The 24,563-nt window shown below is 31.0% G+C and carries 20 protein-coding genes; 10 read left to right on the top strand and 10 right to left on the bottom strand.

From position 1 onward, the window contains the following. Positions 1 to 19: 19 nt before the first annotated feature. Positions 20 to 1,507, bottom strand: coding sequence for a tRNA (N6-isopentenyl adenosine(37)-C2)-methylthiotransferase MiaB (gene miaB, locus V9L05_RS23675; protein ID WP_338815573.1), 1,488 nt, complete (start codon positions 1,505 to 1,507; stop codon positions 20 to 22). A 1,008-nt stretch (positions 1,508 to 2,515) separates the two neighbouring features. Between miaB and V9L05_RS23670 the strand changes: the two genes are divergently transcribed. Further along, the gene (locus V9L05_RS23670) at positions 2,516 to 2,662 is read left to right on the top strand and encodes a hypothetical protein (RefSeq protein ID WP_338815572.1); all 147 of its coding nucleotides are present in this window, start codon (positions 2,516 to 2,518) and stop codon (positions 2,660 to 2,662) included. A gap of 88 nt (positions 2,663 to 2,750) precedes the next feature. Then, the gene (locus V9L05_RS23665) at positions 2,751 to 2,912 is read left to right on the top strand and encodes a hypothetical protein (protein ID WP_338815571.1); all 162 of its coding nucleotides are present in this window, start codon (positions 2,751 to 2,753) and stop codon (positions 2,910 to 2,912) included. 119 nt (positions 2,913 to 3,031) lie between these two features. Here the strand turns inward: V9L05_RS23665 and V9L05_RS23660 are convergent, their stop codons facing one another. Both V9L05_RS23660 and V9L05_RS23655 read right to left on the bottom strand, forming a co-directional pair. Then, a complete protein-coding gene (locus tag V9L05_RS23660) occupies positions 3,032 to 3,790 on the bottom strand; it encodes a hypothetical protein (protein WP_338815570.1) in 759 nt (252 codons plus the stop codon). 354 nt (positions 3,791 to 4,144) lie between these two features. Next, positions 4,145 to 4,525 carry a thioredoxin family protein gene (locus V9L05_RS23655; protein ID WP_338790634.1) on the bottom strand — a complete coding sequence of 127 codons (381 nt, stop codon included), beginning with the start codon at positions 4,523 to 4,525 and terminating at the stop codon, positions 4,145 to 4,147. A gap of 214 nt (positions 4,526 to 4,739) precedes the next feature. Here V9L05_RS23655 and V9L05_RS23650 point away from each other — a divergent pair, with 214 nt between their 5' ends. Beyond that, positions 4,740 to 6,137: a hypothetical protein gene (locus V9L05_RS23650; RefSeq protein WP_338815569.1), complete on the top strand. Its 1,398-nt coding sequence runs from the start codon at positions 4,740 to 4,742 to the stop codon at positions 6,135 to 6,137. Between the two features lie 43 nt (positions 6,138 to 6,180). Here the strand turns inward: V9L05_RS23650 and V9L05_RS23645 are convergent, their stop codons facing one another. Both V9L05_RS23645 and V9L05_RS23640 read right to left on the bottom strand, forming a co-directional pair. Continuing rightward, the gene (locus tag V9L05_RS23645; RefSeq protein ID WP_338815568.1) at positions 6,181 to 8,289 is read right to left on the bottom strand and encodes a DUF3352 domain-containing protein; all 2,109 of its coding nucleotides are present in this window, start codon (positions 8,287 to 8,289) and stop codon (positions 6,181 to 6,183) included. A gap of 118 nt (positions 8,290 to 8,407) precedes the next feature. Continuing rightward, positions 8,408 to 8,815, bottom strand: coding sequence for a hypothetical protein (locus V9L05_RS23640; protein ID WP_338815567.1), 408 nt, complete (start codon positions 8,813 to 8,815; stop codon positions 8,408 to 8,410). Between the two features lie 287 nt (positions 8,816 to 9,102). Between V9L05_RS23640 and V9L05_RS23635 the strand changes: the two genes are divergently transcribed. Beyond that, entirely contained in the window at positions 9,103 to 9,561 is a 459-nt protein-coding gene (locus tag V9L05_RS23635) for a GatB/YqeY domain-containing protein (RefSeq protein ID WP_338815566.1), read from the top strand. 97 nt (positions 9,562 to 9,658) lie between these two features. Here the strand turns inward: V9L05_RS23635 and V9L05_RS23630 are convergent, their stop codons facing one another. The 3 genes from V9L05_RS23630 to rnpA form a co-directional block, all read right to left on the bottom strand. Continuing rightward, a complete protein-coding gene (locus V9L05_RS23630) occupies positions 9,659 to 10,153 on the bottom strand; it encodes a TRAP transporter small permease subunit (RefSeq protein WP_338790628.1) in 495 nt (164 codons plus the stop codon). Between the two features lie 2 nt (positions 10,154 to 10,155). Then, positions 10,156 to 12,438, bottom strand: a complete 2,283-nt coding sequence (locus tag V9L05_RS23625) for an amino acid permease (RefSeq protein ID WP_338815565.1) — start codon at positions 12,436 to 12,438, stop codon at positions 10,156 to 10,158. 147 nt (positions 12,439 to 12,585) lie between these two features. After that, positions 12,586 to 13,002: a ribonuclease P protein component gene (rnpA, locus tag V9L05_RS23620; protein ID WP_338815814.1), complete on the bottom strand. Its 417-nt coding sequence runs from the start codon at positions 13,000 to 13,002 to the stop codon at positions 12,586 to 12,588. 197 nt (positions 13,003 to 13,199) lie between these two features. Between rnpA and V9L05_RS23615 the strand changes: the two genes are divergently transcribed. Next, positions 13,200 to 13,583 (top strand): hypothetical protein, encoded by a 384-nt coding sequence (locus tag V9L05_RS23615; protein ID WP_338815564.1) that lies wholly within the window; start codon positions 13,200 to 13,202, stop codon positions 13,581 to 13,583. Positions 13,584 to 13,628: 45 nt separating this feature from the next. Here the strand turns inward: V9L05_RS23615 and V9L05_RS23610 are convergent, their stop codons facing one another. Together V9L05_RS23610 and gldA are read right to left on the bottom strand one after the other, a co-directional pair. After that, entirely contained in the window at positions 13,629 to 17,972 is a 4,344-nt protein-coding gene (locus tag V9L05_RS23610) for an AAA domain-containing protein (protein ID WP_338815563.1), read from the bottom strand. Between the two features lie 132 nt (positions 17,973 to 18,104). Then, positions 18,105 to 19,040, bottom strand: a complete 936-nt coding sequence (gldA, locus tag V9L05_RS23605) for a gliding motility-associated ABC transporter ATP-binding subunit GldA (protein ID WP_338815561.1) — start codon at positions 19,038 to 19,040, stop codon at positions 18,105 to 18,107. 106 nt (positions 19,041 to 19,146) lie between these two features. Between gldA and V9L05_RS23600 the strand changes: the two genes are divergently transcribed. From V9L05_RS23600 to V9L05_RS23580, 5 genes are all read left to right on the top strand, one after another. Then, the gene (locus V9L05_RS23600; RefSeq protein WP_338812035.1) at positions 19,147 to 19,980 is read left to right on the top strand and encodes an IS5 family transposase; all 834 of its coding nucleotides are present in this window, start codon (positions 19,147 to 19,149) and stop codon (positions 19,978 to 19,980) included. Positions 19,981 to 20,338: 358 nt separating this feature from the next. Further along, positions 20,339 to 20,866 (top strand): transcriptional repressor, encoded by a 528-nt coding sequence (locus V9L05_RS23595; RefSeq protein ID WP_338790621.1) that lies wholly within the window; start codon positions 20,339 to 20,341, stop codon positions 20,864 to 20,866. 54 nt (positions 20,867 to 20,920) lie between these two features. Next, entirely contained in the window at positions 20,921 to 21,259 is a 339-nt protein-coding gene (locus tag V9L05_RS23590) for an STAS domain-containing protein (RefSeq protein ID WP_338790620.1), read from the top strand. Between the two features lie 114 nt (positions 21,260 to 21,373). Beyond that, positions 21,374 to 22,675 (top strand): adenylosuccinate synthase, encoded by a 1,302-nt coding sequence (locus V9L05_RS23585; protein ID WP_338790619.1) that lies wholly within the window; start codon positions 21,374 to 21,376, stop codon positions 22,673 to 22,675. Positions 22,676 to 22,867: 192 nt separating this feature from the next. Further along, a complete protein-coding gene (locus tag V9L05_RS23580) occupies positions 22,868 to 24,538 on the top strand; it encodes an IS1182 family transposase (RefSeq protein WP_338812820.1) in 1,671 nt (556 codons plus the stop codon). Positions 24,539 to 24,563 lie beyond the last annotated feature (25 nt).

Genomic DNA, 24,563 nt, shown 5'->3' with positions numbered 1-24,563 from the left:
TGATAAGACCTCGTTTAAATTAATTTGCCAATTCAACAGCTTTTCCAAACAGCGTAGCCGAAGTACAATCATTTACATGTACATTTACATACTGTCCTTTTTCATAATTTTCTCTAGGAAAAACAATTACTTTATTGTCTGTCGTTCTGCCTTGCAAATCTTTATCAGAGCGTTTTGATTCTCCTTCTACCAAAACTTTATGAGTTCTTCCAATCAATCTTTGATTACGAGCCAATGAATGCTTCGATTGAAGTTCAATAATTTCACTTAGGCGTTTTTTCTTTACATCCATCGGAATATCATCCAAATATTTCTTTGCTGCCAACGTTCCAGGGCGTTCAGAATAGAAAAACATATACGAATAATCGTAATTTACATAGTCCATCAAAGTCAATGTTTCTTGGTGTTCTTCTTCTGTTTCAGTACAAAAACCTGAAATCATATCCGAACTAATGGCACAATCTTCTCCCAAAATCCTACGAATTGCATCTACTCTGTCAATATACCATTCCCGAGTGTAAGTACGATTCATAAGTTTCAAAACTCTACTATTTCCACTCTGAACAGGCAAGTGAATATACTTACAAATATTTTCATACTTCGCCATTACATGCAAAACATCATCCGTCATATCTTTTGGATGCGAAGTAGTAAAACGAACTCTTAGATTTGGGTCAATTTGAGCCACCATTTCTAAAAGTGTAGCAAAGTTTTCATTTCTTACTTTTTCTCCTGTTTCTTTTTCAAAATTTTCGGCTCTTATCGTTCTTGGAACATTTGTCCATTTATAGGAGTCTACATTTTGTCCTAATAAAGTAACTTCTTTATAACCTTGAGCTACCAAATCTTTAATTTCTTGTACAATCGAATCAGCAGGACGGCTGCGCTCACGACCACGAGTAAATGGCACAACACAAAAACTACAAACATTATCACAACCACGCATAATTGAAACAAAAGCAGAAATTCCATTACTATTCAAACGAATAGGCGAAATGTCAGCATAGGTTTCTTCTCTTGAAAGAAGAACATTGACAGCTTTTTGTCCATCATCTACCGAACCGACCAGTTTTGGCAAATCACGATAGGCATCTGGACCAGCTACTAAATCTACAATTTTCTCTTCGTCTAAAAATTTGTGTTTCAAACGCTCTGCCATACAACCCAAAACACCAACCATCATTTCAGGCTTACGTTTTTTGAGTCCGTTGATATGAACTAAGCGTTTGCGAACGGTTTGTTCGGCTTTTTCACGAATTGAACAGGTATTTAGGAAAATCAAATCAGCATCTTCTGCCGAATCTGTCGTTCCAAAACCGTGTTCTTGCATTACGGCAGCCACAATTTCGCTATCAGCAAAATTCATCTGACAGCCATAACTTTCGATGTAGAGTTTTCGCTCTCCTTCTTTGGCATTGTTGGCTGTTTTTTTGACAGTTTCGCAAGGTTCGTGTATAGCTTCACTTGCTTTATCTACAATGTCTATATCAGCAATTAATTTATTCATTTTGAATTTTTCTTTATGTATTTATCCAAATTCGTTTATTTAAAATTCGGATTTTTGTTTTTTCTATCAACTTACAAAGTTAATGAATTAGTTTTTATTTTTTGGAATAAAATTCTAGTCAAGTTTATAAAACTTTGTTAGTAATTTTTTGGTAATCCAAAATAAATCTGACAATAGTTAAAATGTAAACGTATATTTTGAACTATTGACAGCCTTCTGAAAGGACTGTCAAAGTTTTTTTATTCCAACCCTATCAAAAACACGTAAAATTAGTTAGGGCTTTGCTTTTTTTGGCTAATTTTCTTTGAGTCATCTATTTTTATTTGAATACTCTATAATAAAAACTTATACTGATTTTATGTTGTAAAATAATAATAGAAAAATAAGAACAGGTTCAAAAGAAATTTTCTCTTACTTAGGAGGTTTATTTAAGCAAAAAAATCAGAAAACAGCTATTTAAGCTGTAGAAGAGAATGCAAAAGATGAAAAAGCAGCTACAAAATTAGAAGTTGTTCTAGAAAATGCTATTGAAGATGAAGAAATAGAAATTTCAGCTTTAAAAACAGAAATAGAAAAATTCAAGGCTCTTTTAGCAGAACATCAGCCTACTACAAATTCGAATGTTCAGACAAGAATTGTTAATAGCAAAAACGTAATAAACAACTCTAACTTTGGAAATATTGGAGGAAGTGTTAGAGTAGGAGATACCAATGGCAAATAGATTTTTACATATTCAAAAATCCTCAACGACGGCAACGCCTCGTTGACGGTTGCTCTAAAAAGTAAAATTTTCCACCGTCGTTGAGATTCAAATGAAATCGTCAACGAGGATAAAAAAGAAACTTCAAAAAAATTGAGGTGTCTTTTTGTTTTCCAAATTTTTAAGAAAAGAAGTATTCCAAAAAATCGTAACTTTACAAACTATTTTATCAATCAAAAACTTGATAATCAGCATCATATAGCTCAAAATACTTCCAGCTCTACTAATTTATATAAAAAATAAGTTTTATGAATCTTCATACATCAAAATATATTCAGTATTCCTTTTTTCTTCTTCTTACTTTTTTCTTTGCTTTTAGTGGTTTCGCTCAAAATTCAGTTCTTTCAGAGGGACAAATTTTGAAGTTGAAAATAGAAAAAAAATGGAGTACATAAAGTTACTTTTCAAGACCTTCAAACAGCAGGTCTGAATCCTTCTACTATCAATCCAAATAACATTCAAATTTTTGGAAACGGTGGTGGAATGCTCCCACAAGCCAATTCAGTTTCACGTATTTCAGATTTGAAGGAAAATGCCATTTTTATAGAGTTGGGAAGTGATAATGTTTTTAATGCAGGAGATTATATTTTGTGGTTTCTTCATTTCTACTTCCACATTTTTAAATACTTCTGGTTTCTTGTTTGAGTACTTCAATACATCTACTACAAGTTCTTTGCTAAGATTAAAAGACATCATTTCTTTAAACATATACCAAACAGTTTTACCAACCTCTTCAAGATATATTAGTCTGAGCAAAAAATTACTCAATCACAAAACTTGAAAAATACAATATCTCCATTATCTAGTTGTGAAACAAAGCTATTTTTTATAAACAAAGTTTTTTTATTTATAAGACCTTTCTTTATACCGTCCAACGTAATTCCCTCTTTATAATAATATACTCTTTTTTCTTCTATTCTACCTATCAAACCTCTTATTGATACAAATTCAGAATTATAAAAATCATAATCGTATGGGTATGATACTAGATCATTAGAAAATGTTGTTTTGTTGAATTTAATTATGAATCCTCCATAAAAGGAAGGATTTAATATAATACTATCTTGTAGTGTATCTAAATATTTGATAGATCTGTATACTTCTTCATTATATTTATACATATTTATTTTTGCTATACTATATTCTTTATCCTTATTTAATAAAGAATCAAATGTAATTATATGACTTTTACCTTTCCTATCTTTTATATGACTATCGTATAGTAAAATGAAGGGGTTACCATTTTTACAAGAACCTACAGTATAGAAATTGTATTCTATTTTCATTAAACTACTCTTGTATATATCTTGTCCATTATGTTTTACTATACAAATACTACCTCCCTTTCTTTCTACATAAAAAAGATAGTTATTAGTGTAAGAAGGTGCGACATTAAAAGATAAATATAAACTATCAAAATGAAGTCTATTTATTTCTTCATAACAAAGTGTATCTTGTGCTTTTATTTGGAATGAAAAGGTAAAAAGAAGGCAAACGATGAAAGAGATTAGCGAAATATTCATAATTAATCAATTTTAAAATTAGGTTTTACATTCTCAAAAAACACTAATATTAAAGAATAAAAATCTAATCACAATATCTATAAAAAACTACCTCTCTGCTGCTGCTCGGCTATAGGTTCTCTTCCTACTAGATGAATTCTTAAATACAAGATAAGAAATTACATCTATTTTATCTACTACAAACCTAAAAGCTTGGCTTTGCCAAGTGACTTATATGTATTCGGCATTCCTGCCGTATATTTGTATTAAAAAATATAATGTTGCAGCTAAATAGGTGTTTTTTCACAGTTTATGTGCTGCTAGAACAACAAATACAAAAACCACGGCTACAGCCGAATACATATAAATCACTCGTTAAAAACGAGCGATAGCCACAAAAAACCGAGCAAGGACAGGGGGAAAACGAATTTCTAGTTTTTCGCCTGCTTCTTCTGCAATTTTATTCATAACAGGTACAATTTGAGCAGCATCTCCACACCAACTCTCTGTCAAAACGATCCAATAATATTTTTCATTTGATGAAATAGTAGCTAAAGCATTTTTGACATTCTCGTTTACTTTTGTTGTCTTGTCAAGCCTGTTCATACGATACATATTGGTATTTGTATATTCCAAAATTTCTGGACGATTATCTCTGTTTGTGGTGGTTGCTTTTTCTAAAAGTTCTTGTCCAAGTGTTCTGTACTCTTGGTAAGAAAGAGATTTTTCTAAATAGTCTTTATCTAAATAATCCATAATGAGTAACGTATTTTTATCTTATATGAATAAATGTTGATATGTTTGTGTATGAAGTAACACGGAAAAACAGTGTATTTTGTTTTGATAAATTTTACTGTCTTTTTTTCAGCAAAAGGGAATTATTTTGTACCTTATAAGTCCTAAAATATCAAAATTAAAAAAACAGGAAATCAATATTCAAGATAGCTAATCACCAACTATAAATTTACAGATGAATAATGACCAACAAAGACAAAGAGAGTTTATAGAAAAATTGTTAGCTGTTCAGCAAAAACGACAAGATAAACCTCTTTCTAAAAATGAACAACAAGAAATAGCTGCTCAAATTGGTCTTTCAGATGCAGATTGGCAGGCTGTGCAAGAAACCTACAAAGCTCATTTGTTGCGTGGACGTGGTTTTTTATCACATCAAAATTATGATGATGCCATTGCAGAGCTTGAGCAAGCCAATGTTTTGGATTATAATTCGATAGATACAACAGCTACTTTGGCGCAGGCACATTTTGAGCGTTTTAGAGAATATGCTGATAAAAAAGACAAAGAAGCTGCTATTTCATATAGCAAAATTTGTTTGAATCAAAATCCTAGTCATAACCAATCGCTCAAGATAATTTCGGATTTGAAGCGCAAGCCACGAAAAATAAACACTCAAATAGTTACTAAAAGAAAATCTTATATTGAGAGAAATCTATTTATAATTCTTCCTTTAATTATTGTATTTGGCATTTTAGCTTTCTTTTTTCTCAATTCTCCTAATAGAGTCAAACAAGAAGAATTTCCTGTTGCAGAATCAACTGAAGAAATAAATATAAATATTGATGAAGAAATAAAAAAAGTAGCATCAGATTATCCTCCAAATAAAAATATAGATTTTAATGCAAATGAATATGAAATCCCTATAGAAATTACAGACCCAAAACTAAAAAACTTAGAATGGCAGACAGAAAGTGCGCTTGTTACAAAATATAATGAGAGTTATAAGGTAGAATTAATTGGTGATTTTTTAGTCAAAAATGCTGAAATTAATCAGTTAAAAATAAAATTAGAACTCTTTGATGATAAAGGAGAAATAATCAGAACAACCTATGAAGAGGTGGTAAAGGAGTCAGATTTGACATTACGAAAAGATGATTTGATTCCATTTCAAGTTATGAAATATGAAAAAACAATAGCTCCAAATATTGCAAAAGTAGTAATCTCGTCTTCGGTGATAGAGCAAGAGGAGTTAAATGAAGCACTAACTTATGAACCTTCACCAAAAATCCCAGTAACTTGGGCGCAAAAACGACCTCAAAATACAGATATTCAGCTTAGAGAAAGACAAAGCAACTTTTCAGAGGGTATACTTGGAAATGGATTTCATCGCATCACTTTAGAAATCGAAAATACAGGAAATGCGTCTATTTCTCTTCTCAAATTTCAATTTAGTTGGTTTAATTCTGCTAAAAAATTATTAGGAACAGAAGTCAGATATGGTGTTTCGGGTTCTACTTCTAAGCTCAAACGCAATCAAATACGTGTTTTGAGTACAACTATGGCTGTTCCAAAAGTAAAAGAAGAAGAATTATCAAAACTGACCTATCAAGTTGAAGTTATAGAAGTGAAATGATAAAAAAACGGCAATTCGTAAAAATTGCCGTTTTTTGTTTTTATCAAAATAAAGAAAACTTAGTCTCTTCTCCTTCTTTGTAGCGTTTTCGTTCTTTTATCTTGCCATTTTTATCATAGAAACGCCATTTTCCATCTCGCTTATCATTCTTATAATAACCTTCAATAATAAGTTTTCCAGCTTTAAATTCACGATAAACTCCATCTTTTATACTTCCTTTTACTTCATATTCGTAACGAGTATCTTCTTGACTTCTGACAATCAAACGACGCTCAGCATTATCTTTATCTAATTCAATCAATTCAGATTCTGGAATAGTTTGGAGCTGTTCGAAAAGGTCTATTTTTTCTTCTGTTCCAAACACTTTTTCTAAAATATTCTTGCTATTGAGTTGTTCTAGCAGTTTTTTACGGTTTTCTTGTGCTAGTTTATAATCATTTCTCACCTTTTCAGGATTTTCATAAACCGTAACTAAGCGAGTATCATAAAAATTGGTTTCATCTCTACGAAGCTGAAAACCCCAGTGTGGTTGAGAAATCACATAATTTGCATTTTGTTGAACTGTCTTCCAAGTTTCTGGACTCATCGAACGCTTTAGAGTTTTGAGAGCAACAGGCATATTTATGTAAGCAAAAAAGTTTGAATTATCAGCTTCAAATTCTTTAAAGAAATTTTGAAAAGAAGGTGATTTTGCCAAAGTAAGTCCCATTTCATAATCATCAATCAAGTTTTTGAGTGTTTTAGGACTATTACTAAAAATGACATAATCTTCAATAAAAGTAAAATAGGGTTTATCAATTTTTTCAAAATATTTTCCCATTACCAATTTGAAGAATCCCTTTACAGCAAGCATGCTTATTTTGTGTCCTTTGTGTTCGGAAACTACCACTTTTACAGGTGTGCGTTTACGAATTTTTTCTCCAATAAACTCTAATTGAGCTGTTGCTTCCGAAATAGATTTTGCCTTCAAAACAAGTGCATATTCATCATTTTTATCAATCGACTCTGTTGCTTCACTCTGAATAACTGCCATTTCTGAACCAATCCAAGAAAAAAAATTGTCCCTAACGCTAATATCTAAAAGTCTTTCGACAGTTCTAATTTGATTTTGATATTCTTGATAGGCTTCTTCATCTCGCTGCAAAACCTCAGTAAACTTATCATAATAGCTCAAAAAATCATCAAAATTGACACTAAAATAAAATGCAGAACGCTGTGGAACAACCCGAGCAGCCGTAATATCACTACTTCCAGAACGCAACAACGCACGTACATGAGAAGGCACAGAATCATTAATTCCTGTCGTTCCTATCATCCTAACTAGTGTAGAAGCATTTTCATCGTCATCGTCGCCTATTTGTTCCAAATCTAAATTTAGTCCAGAAAAAAATAGAGCTTCTGAAATATCATTCAGATATTCATTTGATTCGTCCATATAAAGACCAAAAAATTCATCTGCCAAATCATAGTTGATAAATAAGTTTCCTAAATTTCTAGAGGAAGTTTTTGAAACAACTTTTTTAAAACGACGGTTATTTTCAAAATTATTTGGATTTTCTCGCTCATCTAAAGCAGCTTCAATCAAGGCAGGAGTTTGAGAACATAAAAGCAGATGTTGGCGAATAGAAATTGCCCATTGAGAATTATCTGATGTATTTTTTATTAAATAAATACGATTTCCTTTGTATTCATATTTAGAAGAATCTTCAACACTACTCATAAATGTTCCAATATTTTTTTCTAAAAATGATGGAATTTCTCGCTTCAAATCAACAATAAATAAAAAATCATAATCTCCTTGTTTGTGAATGTGTGAAGAAACCAAAACTTTTCTTTTACCAAGAAAGTCAAAAACTTCTCTATTTTGATGAATCATTGTGTCTAATGAAGCTGCATCTTTTGTCAATTCGCCAAAATAAGGTTGTGTTTGTAGATGTTTCCAAAGCTGAGAACTACTAATCTCTTCCCAACTATCAACAGGTTCGTCAGTTTCTAAGATATACATTGCACTTGAAGGCACATAACTAAAGGGATCAAGAGAAATAATAGGAATCCCTTTGTACATCCAAAATAGTAAAAGACCTAAAATGAGAATGGCAAAAAAACCAAGTACATATAAGAAACGACGAAAAAATATTTTAAAAGTATCCATAATTAAAAAAAAATAGCGATTGATTGATAAATTCTAGTTGTATAAAAATACAAAAATCAAATTTGTTTTAAAGAATTAATAACCAAACTCTACTTTTTTTACTACTAATTTTCAATAATTAATCTAACAACCATTTTTTGGCAACTTTCTCATTATCGAAATAATTTAATGCTTTATAATTTTTACCTTCATTTTCTGTCATTACTTGTTCGACCGATAACTCTACCATTAAATCTTGTGGTAAAACAAAAGCAATTTTTTGTACGATTTTATTTGCGTGAATAGCTATATTTTCATCTACCCAAACTTGAACTTGAGGGACAATAGTAAAATTGAACTCTTGAAGATTAATCAAAGCATGAGATACAGCATGTTTTTGAACAAAACCTAAGTAGTTTCGCATTTCTTTTTTGTAATCATCTTCTGTCATATCATCACTTTCATTTGTCCATAACTGAGTGAGAAATTTATTTGTATTATCATAATAGTAAGTACAAAATTGATTTTCTAGTAGTTTCTTTTCCATAAAATTGAGGGGATATTAAATTGTTTTTTACAGACATATAATGCTGCTTACAGTGAATTAAATATAAATACAAATTTTATTCTTAAAAACTTAATTTTTAAAATTTAAACACAATCAAAAACCTATCCTAAACCAAATATAATATAAGTTTGAAATTGCAGTCTTTTTATCTAATTTAAAAATAAACTGTCATTAGGGATTGATTTTGATTAAATTCGTGTTTATTAATTTGAATTGACTTTAAAGTGTGATTCAGTTTATTTTTTATAATTTAATTAACCCATAAAATGACAACTTTAAAAGAAAAAGTAGAAAGCGAAATGAAAGTCGCTATGCGTGCAAAAGAAACAACAAAATTAACGGCTCTTCGTGCTATCAAATCAGCTATTTTATTGGCTCAAACTGAAAAAGGAAGCACCTCAGAATCTCTTTCAGAACAACAAGAATTAGATATTTTATTAAAACAAGCCAAACAAAGACGTGAATCTTTAGCTCTTTATGAGCAAGAAGGACGTACAGAACTTGCCGAAACTGAAAAAGCAGAGTTAGAAGTTATTGAAAAATTCTTACCTCAAATGCTTTCAGAAGATGAAGTAAAAATAAGAGTAGAGAAAATTTTGGCTGGAATGGGCGAAGTTAGTCCTCAACAAATGGGACAAGCAATGGGTGCAGCCATTAAAGAATTAGGCACAGAAGCTGAAAAACAAACAATTGCTAAAGTAGTGAAAGAATTGATTAATAAGTAAATCGATTACGGATTACGGAATGAATACAATTTATTACAATTTTACAAACGTAATTCATTTACTATAATTATTTAACCCACAAACTGATTTGTGGGTTTTATTTTTTGATTATGATAAAAAAACTCTTCAAAACTAAACTAATAGCTTGTAAAAAAAGAAGTCCAAAGCCAATAACGATAAAGCTTTTTACAATAAAACGAGCAGGCAATCCCCCAGGATCTGGCGAACCTTCTGAAAGTCTGAAAGCAAATTCTGTATAAGGAATTCCACCTTTTATGACTACAACACAAAAAGGAATCAGAAAAATAAGTGTCCCAAAAAGATTCACTAAAGCCTTTTTCTTTTCAGAAAAACGAGCATAAAAAACATCTACACGCACATGTTTGTCGTCTTTAAGTGTATAAGCAGCACCCACTAGAAAGAAAAATGAAAAAATATGCCATTCTAGTTCTGATAAAAAAGCACTACTAAAACCAATTGTATAACGTAAAATTACGTCTACACAAACCAAAATCACCAAAATAGAAGCCAACCATTGTGTTAATTCGCCTATTTTATCGATAAGATTATCTATTGCTTTTACTAATATCATTTTTATTCAATAATTTTCTGATTATGACTATTTACAAATAAAATATCTGAAATGGTATCATAACCTTTAAAAATAGCTTCTCCCTCTTCTTTTACCTGTTTGTCATTGAGTCCAATCATAGTAAGGTCAGCCGATTTTGATTTTTCATTAATGATTTGTTTCATACTTTTTCCTCGTTGTGCAATCAATTCTACATTTGTAGCTGAAATAGGCAAACGACCTGATTTAATAAGTTCGATGAGTTTTACTCTTTCAGTTTCAATTTCTGCATCAGCATAGACAGCAAATAGTTTTATATCTGCATCTTTCCAATCTCTATGCCCCACAATTACATACGCCAAAAGAATCATCAAGTTTGCATTTTGGAAACTATGGCGAGTAATCCAAATATTTATACTTTTTTTGAAACCAAAATTTCTTTCGGAGGTAGCTAATACACATACATCAAAGGAAGTGGCTTTGATAAGTGGGTAATTATCAATAATTCCTTTCAGGTTTTCAGGATTATTTTTACTAAACTCTAATAAAAACATATTATTTTCAAGTCCTGAAACCCCAGGTAATTGCAATACTTGTGCAATCGAAGAAGTAAGCGACGGACTTACAAGTGTATCTATATAGACATTACTTTTGGTTTTGGAAGCCATTTGGATAATATCTTTTTTGGTTTCTTTGGCAATAATATTAGTATCTTTTGATAAAAATCCTTGAATATAATGGATATACGTTCCAAAGCCATAACGATGCGAAAGCCAACGCAGCATATTAAAAGCACTCTGACGACGGAAAAAATCTTGTGAAAGACAAACAATAGCAGGATTCCATTGTGTTGTTTTTTCATCTTCACGTTTTTGCAAAAATACTCGTAATTCTCTATTGACTTGGAAAATAGCTCCTTGAAATAGATAAACAATTCCTGTGCTTTTCTTACGATATTGGCTCATCACAATGTGTAGAACTACCATTGAAATCAAAGAAATAAAAGCATAAGTAGGATTCATACTAAACATCATAAAAATACAAGCTAATGCACCAAGAAGTGAAATATACCATTTTGAACGAAAAGTAGGACGGTAAGAAGTATCGCCAGATAAATGCTCTAAGAACGAAATTGAACAAATAGTACCATACGTTACCATAAAAAACATAGAGATAATTTCAGCCACAGCATTAACATCACCAGCAATAACAAAAATAAGTGCAAAAGCAGAAGTAATCAAGGTAGCATTAAACGGTTCAGCTTTTTTACCTTTTCCTTTTGCTAACCAATTGTTCATTTTTTGAGAAGGAAACGCATCATCATTAGCTAAGGCTTGGAGTGTTCTGGGGGCAACCAAAATTGAACCCAAAGCTGAAGAGGCTGTTGCAGCAGCCAAACCTACCAAAATCATTGGTCCCCAAAGGGCAATTTTTTCCATTATAAGTTGGTCTGTATGAAGTTCTTGGGGAGTTGCTGAAACATATAATTTATAAACGATAAAGAAATAGATAAACATTCCTGCAAAAGTAGCTGAAAGAGTACCGAGGGGAATTGATTTACGTGGGCTTTTCAAATCACCTGACAAGCCTACGCCTGCCGTCATTCCTGTAAACGCTGGAAAACAAATAGCAAATACTTTAAAGAAAGAATCTGGATTGGCAATTGAATCACTCAAACCGACTGAATTATAATCATAAACGTAATTTGTAGTTCCTACAAAAAACATAATCAAAGAAATAAAAAGCAGAGCAACAACAAAATAAAGAGCCTTTACGCCCAAATCAGCACCTTTTGTAGAAACCATTAAAATAAGTAACAAAAGTGCAGGAAGACTAATCAATCTATCTTCTACAAAAAATAAAAGCCCATTATCAATAACATAAGGAAGTGTTCGAAGATATTCTAAAACAGGCTGAAAGGCTTGAGCAAAAGCAATAATATAAAAAGCTACACTAATTGCTTGTGAAAGATAAAGCGCAATTCCGATAGTTGCGCCAATATTTAGTCCGAAGGAACGAGAGACAATATAATATTCTCCTCCTCCTTCTACTTTTTGATTGGTTGCAATTTCGGCAATTGCCATGGCTGTTGGAATAGTTACAATATGTCCTAAAATAATAATTCCGATAGAACCCAAAAGTCCAACATTTCCAACAGCATAACCAAAACGTAAGAACATAACTGCTCCCAAAATAGTAGAAATAGCAGTAAAAAATACAGGTGCAGTTCCAAATCCTTGTCCTTTTACAAGTTGCTGTGAATCTTGTCCAGAAGAAGAAAGAGAAAGAGATGTTTTCTTAGACATTTAATTTTATGTGTTATTGAACAGTTAGTTTTTAGAATAGGATAACGAAATATCAAGTACTTTTCTTTAAAGATACTTCAATATAACTAGCTTTTTGATACAATACTCTGAAAAGAATTACTAACATGCAAACAATAACCAATCAAACTAGCTATTAACTCTACTTTTACCTTCATTTTCCAACATCTGTAATAATTTTTTAATACGTTTGTGTAAAAACTTTGAATCAATATGTTCTTTTGCCACACAAATAAAGGCAAATGTATCTACATGCGACAAATCAAACTCTGATTTTTGTAATCGATAGCCTTCCCTTATTTGTCTTTTGATACGATTTCTATCGACAGCTTTTTTAAAATTTCGCTTCGAAACTGAAATCAATAGACGAGCAGGGAGAGTATTTTTTTGGTTGTTTTCCTCTTTTTTGTCTTCTACTTTTTTGGGAATAAAAACAACTTTTAAAGGAAAGACAAACAATAATTTGCCTTTTTTAAAAAGTGTTTCGATATCTTTGACAGAAGAGAGACGTTCTTGTTTTGTGAAAGTATTTTTTGAAGTTTCCAGATTTTATTATTTTAAAAGTATAGAAATTTATTGAACAAAAATAACTATGAGCTAGTCTTTAAAAGGACAAATTTACTGAAATAAGAGGATAGTTTGGACAAAAATTATACTTAGGTAGTGGAACAACTATTTTTTCCTTTATCAGCATTTCATATATTTACTTTTGTTATTTTTATAAAAAGTTAAATTGTTCGATTATGGAAATTAATGCAGTAATTAAAGAAGCTGTAGCTTTAAGTCTCTTTGAAATTGAAAAAACTATAAGACAAGATTTAGAAAAAAACATTTCATTATACACAAATGCTTATGTAATTTTTAAAGAGCAAAAGTTCATAAGGTTTGCTCTATCTTTCGTGAAATCAGAAGAGAATGTATTATTCGCACTTGATTATTATATGCCAGTATTACTATGGGATATTGAAAGAGAAAAAACTGTTATTCTACAAAAAGAGCGAAACGAGAAATCCAAGTTAGATTATAAGAGTGCTTTAGGTGGAACTATGTTAGAGAACTACGTAGCCAACAAGGATAATATAGTCTTCGGAAATACACTAATTTATCCGTCAAATTCAATTACTTAGATAAAGTTCAAAAAGTCTAAAAATATTAGAAGTTGTTTGAATTAACTATTTTTCATTTTGTGCATCCAAAAAATAATCCTTAGACCAAAAAAACTTCACTTTCCAACCTTTCTTCTCTAAAAGCATCGGCAAATAAACGTGAAATTCTTTAGCTGAATAAGAAGCAAAATAACGTTCATCATCGGTATAAATGGCTGCTAGTATTTCTTTATTTTGAGTATTATTTTTAGATAGCATTACCAAATCCATTACTGAGAATGTATTTTGAGAAAACTCAATATCTGAATTTTGATTGTTTGAAATGATTGTATTTTTCAGATTTGCAAAATAACTCTGTTCTATTTTTTGAGTAATTTTATTTGATGAAGTTTCTATATTATCTTCAAAATTGATTTGATGCCAACTTTTTCCTTCTGAAATAGAATGCGCAAAAGATAAATATTTTTTCAACAGTTGTGCGCCTAAGCTATGCGTTTCCAAAACAGGCAACTGATGAGGAAAAATACTACTTATCATATAAATCTTCTCTCTAGCTCTACTAATGGCTACATTCAGACGATTTTCACCTCCTTGCTGACTTAGCGAACCAAAGCTCAAACGGAATTTTCCAGCCATATTTGGCGCATAACCTACCGAGAAAATAATCAAATCTCGCTCATCTCCCTGTACATTTTCGATGTTTTTTATAAATAAATCCTTTGGAATTGTTTCTAAATTTTCCTCTAGTAAATCACGAATAAGATTTTGTTGTTTTGCATTAAACGTAATTATTCCGATAGATTTTGCTTTAAATTGACTCTGAGTTTCTTCATTTTTTATCAAATTTTTGACTAATTCTACTACCCTTTCAGCTTCTTCTTGATTCTGATTTTGATGCCAAGTTCCGTTTACTTTCAAATATTCTATGGGTGTAGAATCTTGATATTCTTCGATAATCCCCAAATCAGGCACAACTTTCAGACGATTTCCATAAAAATGATAATTTGAAAAGGCTATCAGTTCGGCAAAACGACTGCGATAATGTCCATTCAGTTCAAAAGAAGGCAAGTAATTTTTACCCAAATCTAAAAGTGAATCTACTTCTAAAGCTAGTTTAGGATTTTCATAATTTTGAATTTCTTGAATTTTATCTATTTCCTCATTGATTCCCACTTCACTTTGATTTTCAAATATTTCTGAATCAAAATCTAGTTTATCCAAATCTTCTTCCCAACGTGGTTGATACAAATCGTGTGGAGGAAGTTGTTTTTCATCACCAGCAATAATACTTTGTTTGCCACGATAAAGTGCAGGAATTCCTTTTTCAGCAAAACATTGAGAAGCTTCATCAAAAATTACTAAATCAAAATTTTGAACGAGTGGAAAAATAGCCGAAACCGTTTCTGGAGAAGCCAACCAACAAGGCAAAAGCCTAAAAATTTCATCTGAATAATTAGATAGAAGTTTACGTAATGCCCAAATACTCCGTTTTTTCTTGACTTGATGCTCTAAATCTCTATATGTTGTTCGGTTTCCCAAACGATTAAATTCTATGTCTTTATAAGTTTTTTCTTTGATTTTTAAACGCAAAATATCAGCACTAATTTGTTGTTTTTGAGCAACTAAAGTTTTCAAACGCTCTTCATTTTCCTTCCAATTTTGAGAACCAACTGTTTTCAAGATAGGAAAATGATTTTCAAGTTCGTTTATCCAACTGATTTGAACAGAATTATCAAATAACTCTAAAACTTCAACTTCACTAAATTGATTATTTTCATTTTTAGAAAAATGTTTCTTTAATTCTTCAATCGTCTTTAATTCTGCTTCTGAAAATTTACTTTTTAAAGTATCTAACTCTACTAACTTATTAAAATCTGAATCTATAACTTTTTTTATTTCAAATAACTTTTTACTTTGATTTTCAGATTTATTTGCATTTAATAATGAATCAATCTGATTTTCTGTCAAATAGTTTTTCCATCTTTTTTCTTCTGTGTCTGTTTCAGTTAGCAGATTTACAAATTCTTCTAAAAACAAATTCAAATCTTGATGTGTAATATCTTTTTCTAAGAAAATACGACTGTATTCTATGAGTTCCACTAAAAGTAACTTCAAATCTAAGGCTTTTCGGTGCGAAATAAACCAATTTTTAAGCTCATTTTTTTTGAGTCCGATAGATGAAGGAGGTTCAGAAACCCATTCAACAGCCTGCATCGCAATCATTTTGAGTTCGAAACTATTGCGTTTTGATATTTTTTTGAGTAGCCAATCAATATTTTTTATCTCATCTTTTCGTCTATACTTTTCTAATAGTTCTTTTGTGAATTTTTCGGCTTTTGGTGCAGCCATTCGTTTCCAAACTTTTCTCAAAAAAGACTGCTTTTGTTTTTTGTATTCTTGCACTAAAAAATTAGCTTCCTTTAGAGTTCTTTGTTCCAAAAACTTTTCCATTCCACCATCAGAAAAATAACTCAATAAATCTTTTTCTTTTTGAGAAAGCCATTTTTTTTCTGCATTTGCATACGAAGCAGCAATATTTTCTTTTTGAGAAATTTCTATATATTCATTGAGCCATTCAGGTTGTTCAAACTCATAATAACGACTTTCTTTAAAAATTTGCCATAAATTTTTGTCTTGCAATTCCTTAACAGCTTGTTTCCATTGAGGAACTTTTTCAGTCCATTTTTTGGCTTGGTCGTAAGAAATCGGTTTGCCTAAGAGCGTCGAAAATTTTGATTCAATACTTTTTTTGAAATTTGGAATTTCTGTAAAAAGAGCTAAAATTTCTTTTTTATTTTCTTCATCAAAACCTGCAAAACTTTGTCTCTCTGATAAAATGTAGCTTGGATTCTCGTAATTATTTTGAAGACGAATGTAGTTTTTTAGATTTTTCTTAAATTTTGATACAGAAATACCTCGTTGACGGCGAAGTCTCAACGACGGCTCATTATCAAAACTAGAATCAAATTCATCATCAAAAACAAAACTAGAAACCTGTGATAATTCTGTATATTCTTTCTTTAAATCAGCATTTAGATATAATTCTTTGATTGATTTTCCACAGTTTTTTTCATCAAAAAAAACTGTTCTATATTCTTCAAATTCGTTGGTAAGACTATCAATTTCTCTACTAATTTTCAGAAAATTGCGTTCTAAATGAATGGCATTCAGACTTTTATTTTGCTTTTCATATAATTCTAAATTCTGAATATGATTTTGAATTTGCTCATAAATAATTTTTCTATCTTGTTTAAAATCGTGTACAAGGGCTATAAAAGGCGAAATTTCAATTTCATTCAACCGATTTTGAACCACATCTAAGGCTGCTCTTTTCTGACAAACTACCAAAACTTTTTTTCCTTGTGCTACAAAATCACTTACCAAATTACAAATCAGTTGAGATTTTCCAGTTCCAGGAGGACCTTGAACAACAAACGAATTATTATTTTTGACTGCTTTCAAAACCTGTTCTTGTGAAGCATCAAGGGCAAAGGGAGCAAAAATTTCTTCTTCTGAAATATGTTTTTCAGTTACATTATTTTTTAAAGTATCATTTTTATATTGAATTTCATTAAAACCATCTAAATCCTTCAAATCTCCGTGAAAAAAATCTTCTAATTGTGGTGTTTTCTCATCATTTATCAGTTTTTCATAATCTTGATACAAATACGAACCAGCTTGAGGAAAAAGTCCCAAAACAGCTTGAGAAACGAGTTTCAATTTACCAGTTTCGAAAAGATTTGTAGCATCTTGTTTGGTTTGAGAGAAAAAAGGAAGCAGTTTTTGAGCAAACGTTTCTTGATTAAAATTAATTTCTAGTTCACTTTTTTCTAAATAATTATATAATTGGGTCAGAAATTCTAATGCGTTATTCGGAAACTCTTCGAAATTTTCTTCTAATATAAATTCTGAAATTTCACTTTCATTAAAATGAGAATATGCCAATAAAAGAGCTTTATTAAAACTAATTCCTGCATCAGAACGAGGCGAAAGTTGCCATTTTCTGTTCTTAGTTTCTAGTTTTACGGGAAAAAATAAAAGTGGACAACGCACAACTGTATCATCGTGCAATTTTCCTTCAACAAACGGAAAACCAACATACAAGTCGAATGCACCACTTTCTTCAAAAATAGACGTTGTCTTTCGCTCAATTCCCTTCAATTGTCTGCTGATTTGATTCGTTTTGCTATCTCTAGCATCTGAAAGCTGACAAAGAGGAATACTTTTTTTAGAGGTTGTATGTAGCAAACTTTCAACAACTGAAAAGGCAGGTTTATTCAACAAAAAATCTAATTCATTTATATCTAAAAATGAATTTTTGTAGATTTTAGGAAGCCAAAGCGAACGATTTTTACCCGAAAGATTGGTTAGTCTGCGTTGATAGATTTCTAAAAGTTTGTGTTTTTGCATTATTTATAATCCAAAACAGGGTTAAAACCCTGTTCAATTCATAATTTGTGATAAATATTTTACAATTAGTATTTGTTTTTTCAATTGGACAGAATTTCAACCTTGTTTAAGCTAAATATTTCTAAACCCAAGTTATTTCGTAAGCTGATGAAAAACATTTTCTAAAGACTGTGTTTGCTGCTGCATTTCTAAAAGAATCCAATTCTGACTAGCAGAATATAAAAATATTTCTTTTCTCAAATCATGTTGAGTAAATAATTTGACTTTTGTAGGCTCAATTTGATTTATTTCTACTTTCACAACCCCTCCAATTTGTTTCCAATCTTCTTCTGGAATTTGTCTTTCAGTTTCTAAATTTACGACATATTCGTTTTGATTAAGTTCTGTTTTTAGCTTATCATTCAGTTTAGCAATCGAAGTATCCAAGACTTTTTTGCCTTTATTGATAATCACAACCCTATCACAAAGAGCTTGTACTTCTTGCATAATATGCGTTGAGAAAATAATCGTTTTTTCTGCGCTAATACTCTTTATTACTTGACGAATTTCGACAATCTGATTAGGGTCTAATCCTGTCGTTGGTTCATCCAAAATCAAAACTTCTGGGTTGTGAAGTAATGCTTGCGCTAACCCAACACGCTGACGATAACCTTTCGAAAGCTGACTAAGTTGCTTATGAGATTCTCGTTCTAATTTTACTAGTTCAATTACTTTATCAATTCTTTTCTTTAATTTTGTCCCTCCTTTTAATATTTCAGAGTCATAAAATTTGCCCATAAAAGCCAAATACTCTTTCACATACATATCAAGATATAATGGATTATGCTCAGGCAAATAACCGATTTTCTTTCTAACAGCTTTTGGATTTTGAGCTACATCAATTCCACAAACTTCTACATTTCCACTACTTGCAGCCATATAACAAGTTGCAATTTTCATAGTTGTTGATTTTCCTGCTCCATTTGGTCCTAGAAAACCCAAAATTTCTCCTTTTTTGGCTTCAAAAGAAAGGTTATCAACGGCAGCTTGTGAACCGTAAATTTTTGTGAGGTTTTTTATGGATAACATATATACAAAGAAGCTGTTTAAGAATAGGTAATTATTTTTTCAAAAAAGAGGTGAAATAGTTATCATTGTAAATCTTCACATTTGCAATTTCTAACTCTTTACCTCTATGTACGTAAACTTATCAAAAAAAACTATAACAGAAAATATTTTACCCTATTTAACTCAATTTAAAAAAGGTCGTAAGCCTAAAGTAGCTCTTTGGCGCATTGTTAAAGCTATTATTTATCGTCTTAAAACAGGTACTCAATGGAGAGAATTACCTATCAAACAATTTTTTGGCAGAACCTCAATTAGCTGGAATACAGTCTATTACCACTATAATAAATGGTCAAAGTTGGAAAGCTGGAAGAATTTATGGACACATTATTTATCTAAGAATCGTTCTGATATAGACCTTTCTATTTGTCATTTGGATGGTAGTCATTCGCCAGCTAAACAAGGAGGAGAAGGAGTAGCTTATTCAAGCAGAAAAAGATGTAAGACAACAAACTCGCTATTTCTGACCGATAAAAATGGAATTCCAGTAGCGATGTCTGTGCCTCAAGGTGGAAATCATCACGATGCTTTTGAACTTGAAAAAAATATGCAAACTATGATAGTAGATTTGAACAAGGCAAATATCAGACAAGAAGGAATTTTTCTTAATGCAGATGCTGCTTTTGATACAAATTCATTTCGTTCTTTTTGCTCGCATATGGACATTGTGGATAACATAGATTTTAATAAAAGAAACCGAAAAGATATTGATAATCAACCATTTAAAGATGAAAAAATGTATGATTTACGTTTTGCAATAGAAAGAACTAATGCTTGGTTAGATGCTTTTAAGGCAATATTGATACGATATGAAACTAAAATTCATACTTGGCAAAGCCTACATTATTTAGCTTTTACTTTGATATTTATCAGAGATAGACACAAAAGAAAAACTAATTCTTAAACAACTTCAAAGTTAAAAGTCAGATTTTATAAGTAGAAGAATAAATAATTCTACAAACTCAAATTTACGTATCTTTTTATCATTAATTTATAAATTATGAGGTATTTGATTCAAAATACTAAAAATCTTAATCCAAAACATATTTAGGATTAGATAAGAAATTGAATAGTGTAGGTCTTATTTCTGCCTTTATTTTTTTATATTTGTATAAAAATTAGGGGAAATTAGAATCAATAACAGATAAGAAGAGCAAATCTATTTAAAATAGCAGTGCTACCTTATATTTACAAAGAATATTAATTAGACTTTATTAAGCCCTCAACAAGATTTTTTATTTATTATAGACAATTTTAAATTTATGCCACTCAACGAAGAAATTTATAACGAAGTTAAGAAGATATTTACAGCTTATTTAGAAAATAAATCATTACGCAAAACACCTGAGCGTTTTGCTATTTTGGAAGAAATTTATACACGAGGAGGTCATTTTGATGTAGAATCGCTTTATATTAGTATGAAAAATAAAAATTATAGAGTTAGTCGTGCGACAGTCTATAATACATTAGATTTGCTGGTAGATTGTGATTTGGTTAGTAAACATCAGTTTGGCAAAAACATGGCACAATATGAAAAATGTTATGGCTACCGTCAGCATGACCATTTAATTTGTACAGATTGTCATAAAGTAATTGAATTTTGTGACCCTCGTATTCATAATATTCAAACTATGGTGGGCGAACTTTTGAATTTTAAAGTGATGCACCATTCTTTAAACCTTTATGGTGTCTGTGCTGATTGTCAAGCCAAAACACAACACGAAAAAGATCAAAAAGAAAAAGAATCTCTTAAAGAAACTGAGAATAGTCAAACGCAAAAAATCAACTAGAGAAAAAGAATTAAATATATCTTAATCATACATTTTTCATTAATTTATCAAAAAATGAATTTTACACATAAGCTCAAAGACAATGTTCTTTTTTTAGAATTAGAAGGCGATTTGTTAGGAGCAAACAAGGAAAACGAAGTATTAGAAGTTGTCAAAGACCAAATTGAAGAAAAAGTTACTTCTTGTGTCATTGATATTTCGAAGGTGGGTTATATGAACAGTACAGGACTGAGTTTCCTTATTCGTTTGCTTACTCGTTTTAGAAATGCAGGTGGCGACTTAGTGCTTTTAAAGCCATCTGACCAAGCAAAAAAACTGCTCGTTATTACAAAACTTAACAACATTTTTTCTGTTGCAAAAACAGAAGAAGAAGCTGTAAAATTATTTGACTAATCAATAAAAACGAACTCTTTTACTTTTCTGTAAAAGAGTTTTTTAATGTATAAAAAAGCTAACTGTTCTGTTGCTCATTTTTTGGTGAGTAACATTCAATTATAAATAAACAAAATGGATATTCTACTCGGCTTACAATGGGGCGACGAAGGCAAAGGAAAAATTGTCGATTTTTTAGCTCCTAAATATGATGTTGTAGCTCGCTTTCAAGGAGGGCCAAATGCTGGACATACACTTTTTTTTGATGGACTAAAACACGTTTTACATCAAATTCCATCAGGCATCTTTCGTCCTACTATTCAAAATGTAGTAGGAAATGGTGTTGTTTTGGATGCCGTAATCTTAAAAAGAGAAATTGAAGCACTCCAAAAACTGGGTGTTGATGTAAAAAAATCATTGTTTTTCTCTAAAAAGGCACAACTTATTTTGCCTACACATCGAATTTTGGATGCTGCTCAAGAAAAAGCAAAAGGAAATAATAAAATTGGTTCTACACTAAAAGGAATCAGTCCTACATATCAAGATAAAATTGGTCGTTCTGGACTTCGTTTGGGAGATACTTTATATCCTAATTTTGAAGAGCGTTATGAAACTACTAAAACAAAACATTTGGAAAGATTAGGAGATTTGAATAATGACTCAAACGAAAGTGTTTTGCCTGCTGATTTTGCTCAAATAGAACAAGAGTTTTTTGCTGCTATCGAATTTTTAAAAGAATTCAAGATGATTGAAAGCGAATACTTTATCGATGATGCTATCAAGGCAAACAAAAAAGTATTGGCAGAAGGCGCACAAGGAACACTTTTAGACATTGATTTTGGTTCTTATCCTTTCGTTACAAGTTCAAATACCGTTTCGGCTGGAGCATGTACAGGTTTGGGAGTTGCACCAAGTAAAGTAAAAGAAGTTTTTGGTATCTTTAAAGCCTATTGTACACGAGTAGGAAGTGGTCCTTTTCCAACTGAGCTGGAAGACGAAACAGGAGAGGCTCTTCGAAAATTTGGAAGTGAATTTGGTGCAACAACAGGAAGACCACGTCGTTGTGGTTGGTTAGATTTGCCTGCCTTGAATTATGCTGTTATGATAAATGGAGTTACACAACTTTTTATGATGAAAACAGACGTTCTTACGCCTTTTGATGAAATAAAAGTATGTACACATTACAAATTGGAAGATGGAACAATTACAGACCGACTTCCCCATGATATTGTAACACAAAACATAGAACCAATTTACAAAACATTTGAAGGTTGGGAAGATATTGCAGAAGGAATCACTTCTTTTGAGCAGCTTCCTAAAAACCTACAAACGTATATTCAGTTTATAGAAGAAAATGTAGGCGCACCAATTACACTTGTTTCTTTTGGACCTGAACGTACAGCAACTCTTATGAGAAATGAATTGCAGGTAGTTTAGAATTTTTAAATAGTTTTTTAAACTTCGTCAGATACAGTATTAACTATTGTCAGAGTTTGCTTAGACAAACTACTGACAAAGTTTTTTGACTGATAAAAGAGGCTGTCCGAAAAGTACGGATAGCCTTTTTTTTATGGTTAATTTTTTTTATTTTCGAGGTATATATACTTTTATACTAACGTTATATAGCCTATGGCAAAAGTAGTTTTCAAAAACCAAAGTGGTAAGCAGCCCGAACTTTTTCCTGTCAATATATTTGACAAAATTCCAGCTCACCATCCTGTTCGTTTAGTTGAAAAGGTGGTTGATTCATTGGATATTAGCGATTTGATTTCTCAATACAAAGGTGGAGGTTGTTCAGCTTATCATCCAAGAATGCTCGTTAAAGTGCTATTCTATTCTTATTTATCCAATATTTATTCTTGTCGTAAAATAGCTAAAGCTCTTGGGGAGAATATTCATTTTATGTATTTATCAGGCAATTCTACACCAGATTTTAGAACAATTAATGACTTTAGAGGTAAAATTTTGAAGGCACACATTCATCGTTTATTTGGAGAAGTTGTTAAAATGTTGGTTGAAATGGGTTATGTAAGTCTTGATGTTCAATATATTGATGGAACAAAAATAGAGGCTTGTTCTAATCGTTATACTTTTGTTTGGCGTGGTAGTATTGAAAAAAATAAAGAAAAGTTAGAAACTAAAGTAAATAAAATTTTATCTGATATTGAAAGTAGTATTCAATCAGATAATCAAGAAGAAAATAAAGAAGAAGTATCTACTCCATTAGATTCAGAATTATTAAAAGAAAAACTCGCTCAAATCAATAAAAAACTAAAAGAACCGAGTAAACAACAGGCAAGAGAACTAAAAAAAATGCAAGATGAATATCTTCCTAGATTAAGTAAATATGAAGAGTCTCTGAAAATTTTAGGTTGTAGAAACTCGTATAGTAAAACAGATACGGATGCTACTTTTATGCGGATGAAAGAAGATCACATGAAAAATGGACAACTCAAACCTACTTATAATGCTCAAGTGTCCACAGAAAATCAATTTATTACCCACGTTTCTATTCATCAAACGGCAGGAGATACCACCACTTTATCCTCTCATTTAGAAGGATTTGAAAATCAGTACAATAAACAAAGTAAAGAAGTAGTAGCTGATGCAGGTTATGGAAGTGAAGAAAATTATGAATTACTTGAAAAAAAAGAAATTACTGCCTACGTTAAGTACAATTATTTCCATAAAGAGCAAAAAAGGAAAATGAAAAATAATCCTTTTTTAGTTCAGAATTTATTTTACAACAAAGAATTAGATTTTTATGTCTGTCCGATGGGGCAAAGAATGAAGAAAATAAGAGATGGAAAACGTACTTCAAGTAATGGATACGAATCGCAAGTATCTTATTATCAAGCAAAAAGGTGTCAAGATTGTCCTCTTCGCAATTTATGTCATAAAGCTGAAGGCAATAGAATAATACAAGTGAATCATCGTTTAAACCAACTAAAAGAGAAAGCTAGAAATTTACTAACTAGTGAGAAAGGATTAGAGCAGCGCAGTAAACGCCCTATAGAAGTAGAAGCTGTTTTTGGGCATCTCAAATATAATAATAAGTTTAATCGATTTACTTTTAAGGGATTAGCAAAAGTAGAAATGGAGTTTCTATTGATGGCTCTTGGGCATAATTTTAGAAAAATGGTGGCAAAAACTGCCGATAAGCTAAAAAATACTTTCAATTCTAAAAAATCATCTTTTTGCACCTTTTTTTATACTCAAAAAAATCACCAAAAGACAAAATTTGTTTGCATCATCAAAAAAATCAACCAAAAAGAAGAATTACAAAAAATAGCTGCATAAAAAGAGGCTGACCTTTTCGGACAGC

Source organism: Bernardetia sp. Wsw4-3y2 (assembly GCF_037126295.1).
Taxonomy (GTDB): domain Bacteria; phylum Bacteroidota; class Bacteroidia; order Cytophagales; family Bernardetiaceae; genus Bernardetia.
Note: the sequence above shows the minus strand (reverse complement) of the source record. Positions and strands in the feature narration are given on the sequence as shown.

What these genes read in the sequence shown, in the direction of transcription:
- miaB (WP_338815573.1), bottom strand. Translation starts at nt 1,507, where the DNA reads ATGAATAAATTAATTGCTGATATAGACATTGTAGATAAAGCAAGTGAA.
- V9L05_RS23670 (WP_338815572.1), top strand. Translation starts at nt 2,516, where the DNA reads ATGAATCTTCATACATCAAAATATATTCAGTATTCCTTTTTTCTTCTT.
- V9L05_RS23665 (WP_338815571.1), top strand. Translation starts at nt 2,751, where the DNA reads ATGCTCCCACAAGCCAATTCAGTTTCACGTATTTCAGATTTGAAGGAA.
- V9L05_RS23660 (WP_338815570.1), bottom strand. Translation starts at nt 3,790, where the DNA reads ATGAATATTTCGCTAATCTCTTTCATCGTTTGCCTTCTTTTTACCTTT.
- V9L05_RS23655 (WP_338790634.1), bottom strand. Translation starts at nt 4,525, where the DNA reads ATGGATTATTTAGATAAAGACTATTTAGAAAAATCTCTTTCTTACCAA.
- V9L05_RS23650 (WP_338815569.1), top strand. Translation starts at nt 4,740, where the DNA reads ATGAATAATGACCAACAAAGACAAAGAGAGTTTATAGAAAAATTGTTA.
- V9L05_RS23645 (WP_338815568.1), bottom strand. Translation starts at nt 8,289, where the DNA reads ATGGATACTTTTAAAATATTTTTTCGTCGTTTCTTATATGTACTTGGT.
- V9L05_RS23640 (WP_338815567.1), bottom strand. Translation starts at nt 8,815, where the DNA reads ATGGAAAAGAAACTACTAGAAAATCAATTTTGTACTTACTATTATGAT.
- V9L05_RS23635 (WP_338815566.1), top strand. Translation starts at nt 9,103, where the DNA reads ATGACAACTTTAAAAGAAAAAGTAGAAAGCGAAATGAAAGTCGCTATG.
- V9L05_RS23630 (WP_338790628.1), bottom strand. Translation starts at nt 10,153, where the DNA reads ATGATATTAGTAAAAGCAATAGATAATCTTATCGATAAAATAGGCGAA.
- V9L05_RS23625 (WP_338815565.1), bottom strand. Translation starts at nt 12,438, where the DNA reads ATGTCTAAGAAAACATCTCTTTCTCTTTCTTCTTCTGGACAAGATTCA.
- V9L05_RS23615 (WP_338815564.1), top strand. Translation starts at nt 13,200, where the DNA reads ATGGAAATTAATGCAGTAATTAAAGAAGCTGTAGCTTTAAGTCTCTTT.
- V9L05_RS23610 (WP_338815563.1), bottom strand. Translation starts at nt 17,972, where the DNA reads ATGCAAAAACACAAACTTTTAGAAATCTATCAACGCAGACTAACCAAT.
- gldA (WP_338815561.1), bottom strand. Translation starts at nt 19,040, where the DNA reads ATGTTATCCATAAAAAACCTCACAAAAATTTACGGTTCACAAGCTGCC.
- V9L05_RS23600 (WP_338812035.1), top strand. Translation starts at nt 19,147, where the DNA reads ATGTACGTAAACTTATCAAAAAAAACTATAACAGAAAATATTTTACCC.
- V9L05_RS23595 (WP_338790621.1), top strand. Translation starts at nt 20,339, where the DNA reads ATGCCACTCAACGAAGAAATTTATAACGAAGTTAAGAAGATATTTACA.
- V9L05_RS23590 (WP_338790620.1), top strand. Translation starts at nt 20,921, where the DNA reads ATGAATTTTACACATAAGCTCAAAGACAATGTTCTTTTTTTAGAATTA.
- V9L05_RS23585 (WP_338790619.1), top strand. Translation starts at nt 21,374, where the DNA reads ATGGATATTCTACTCGGCTTACAATGGGGCGACGAAGGCAAAGGAAAA.
- V9L05_RS23580 (WP_338812820.1), top strand. Translation starts at nt 22,868, where the DNA reads ATGGCAAAAGTAGTTTTCAAAAACCAAAGTGGTAAGCAGCCCGAACTT.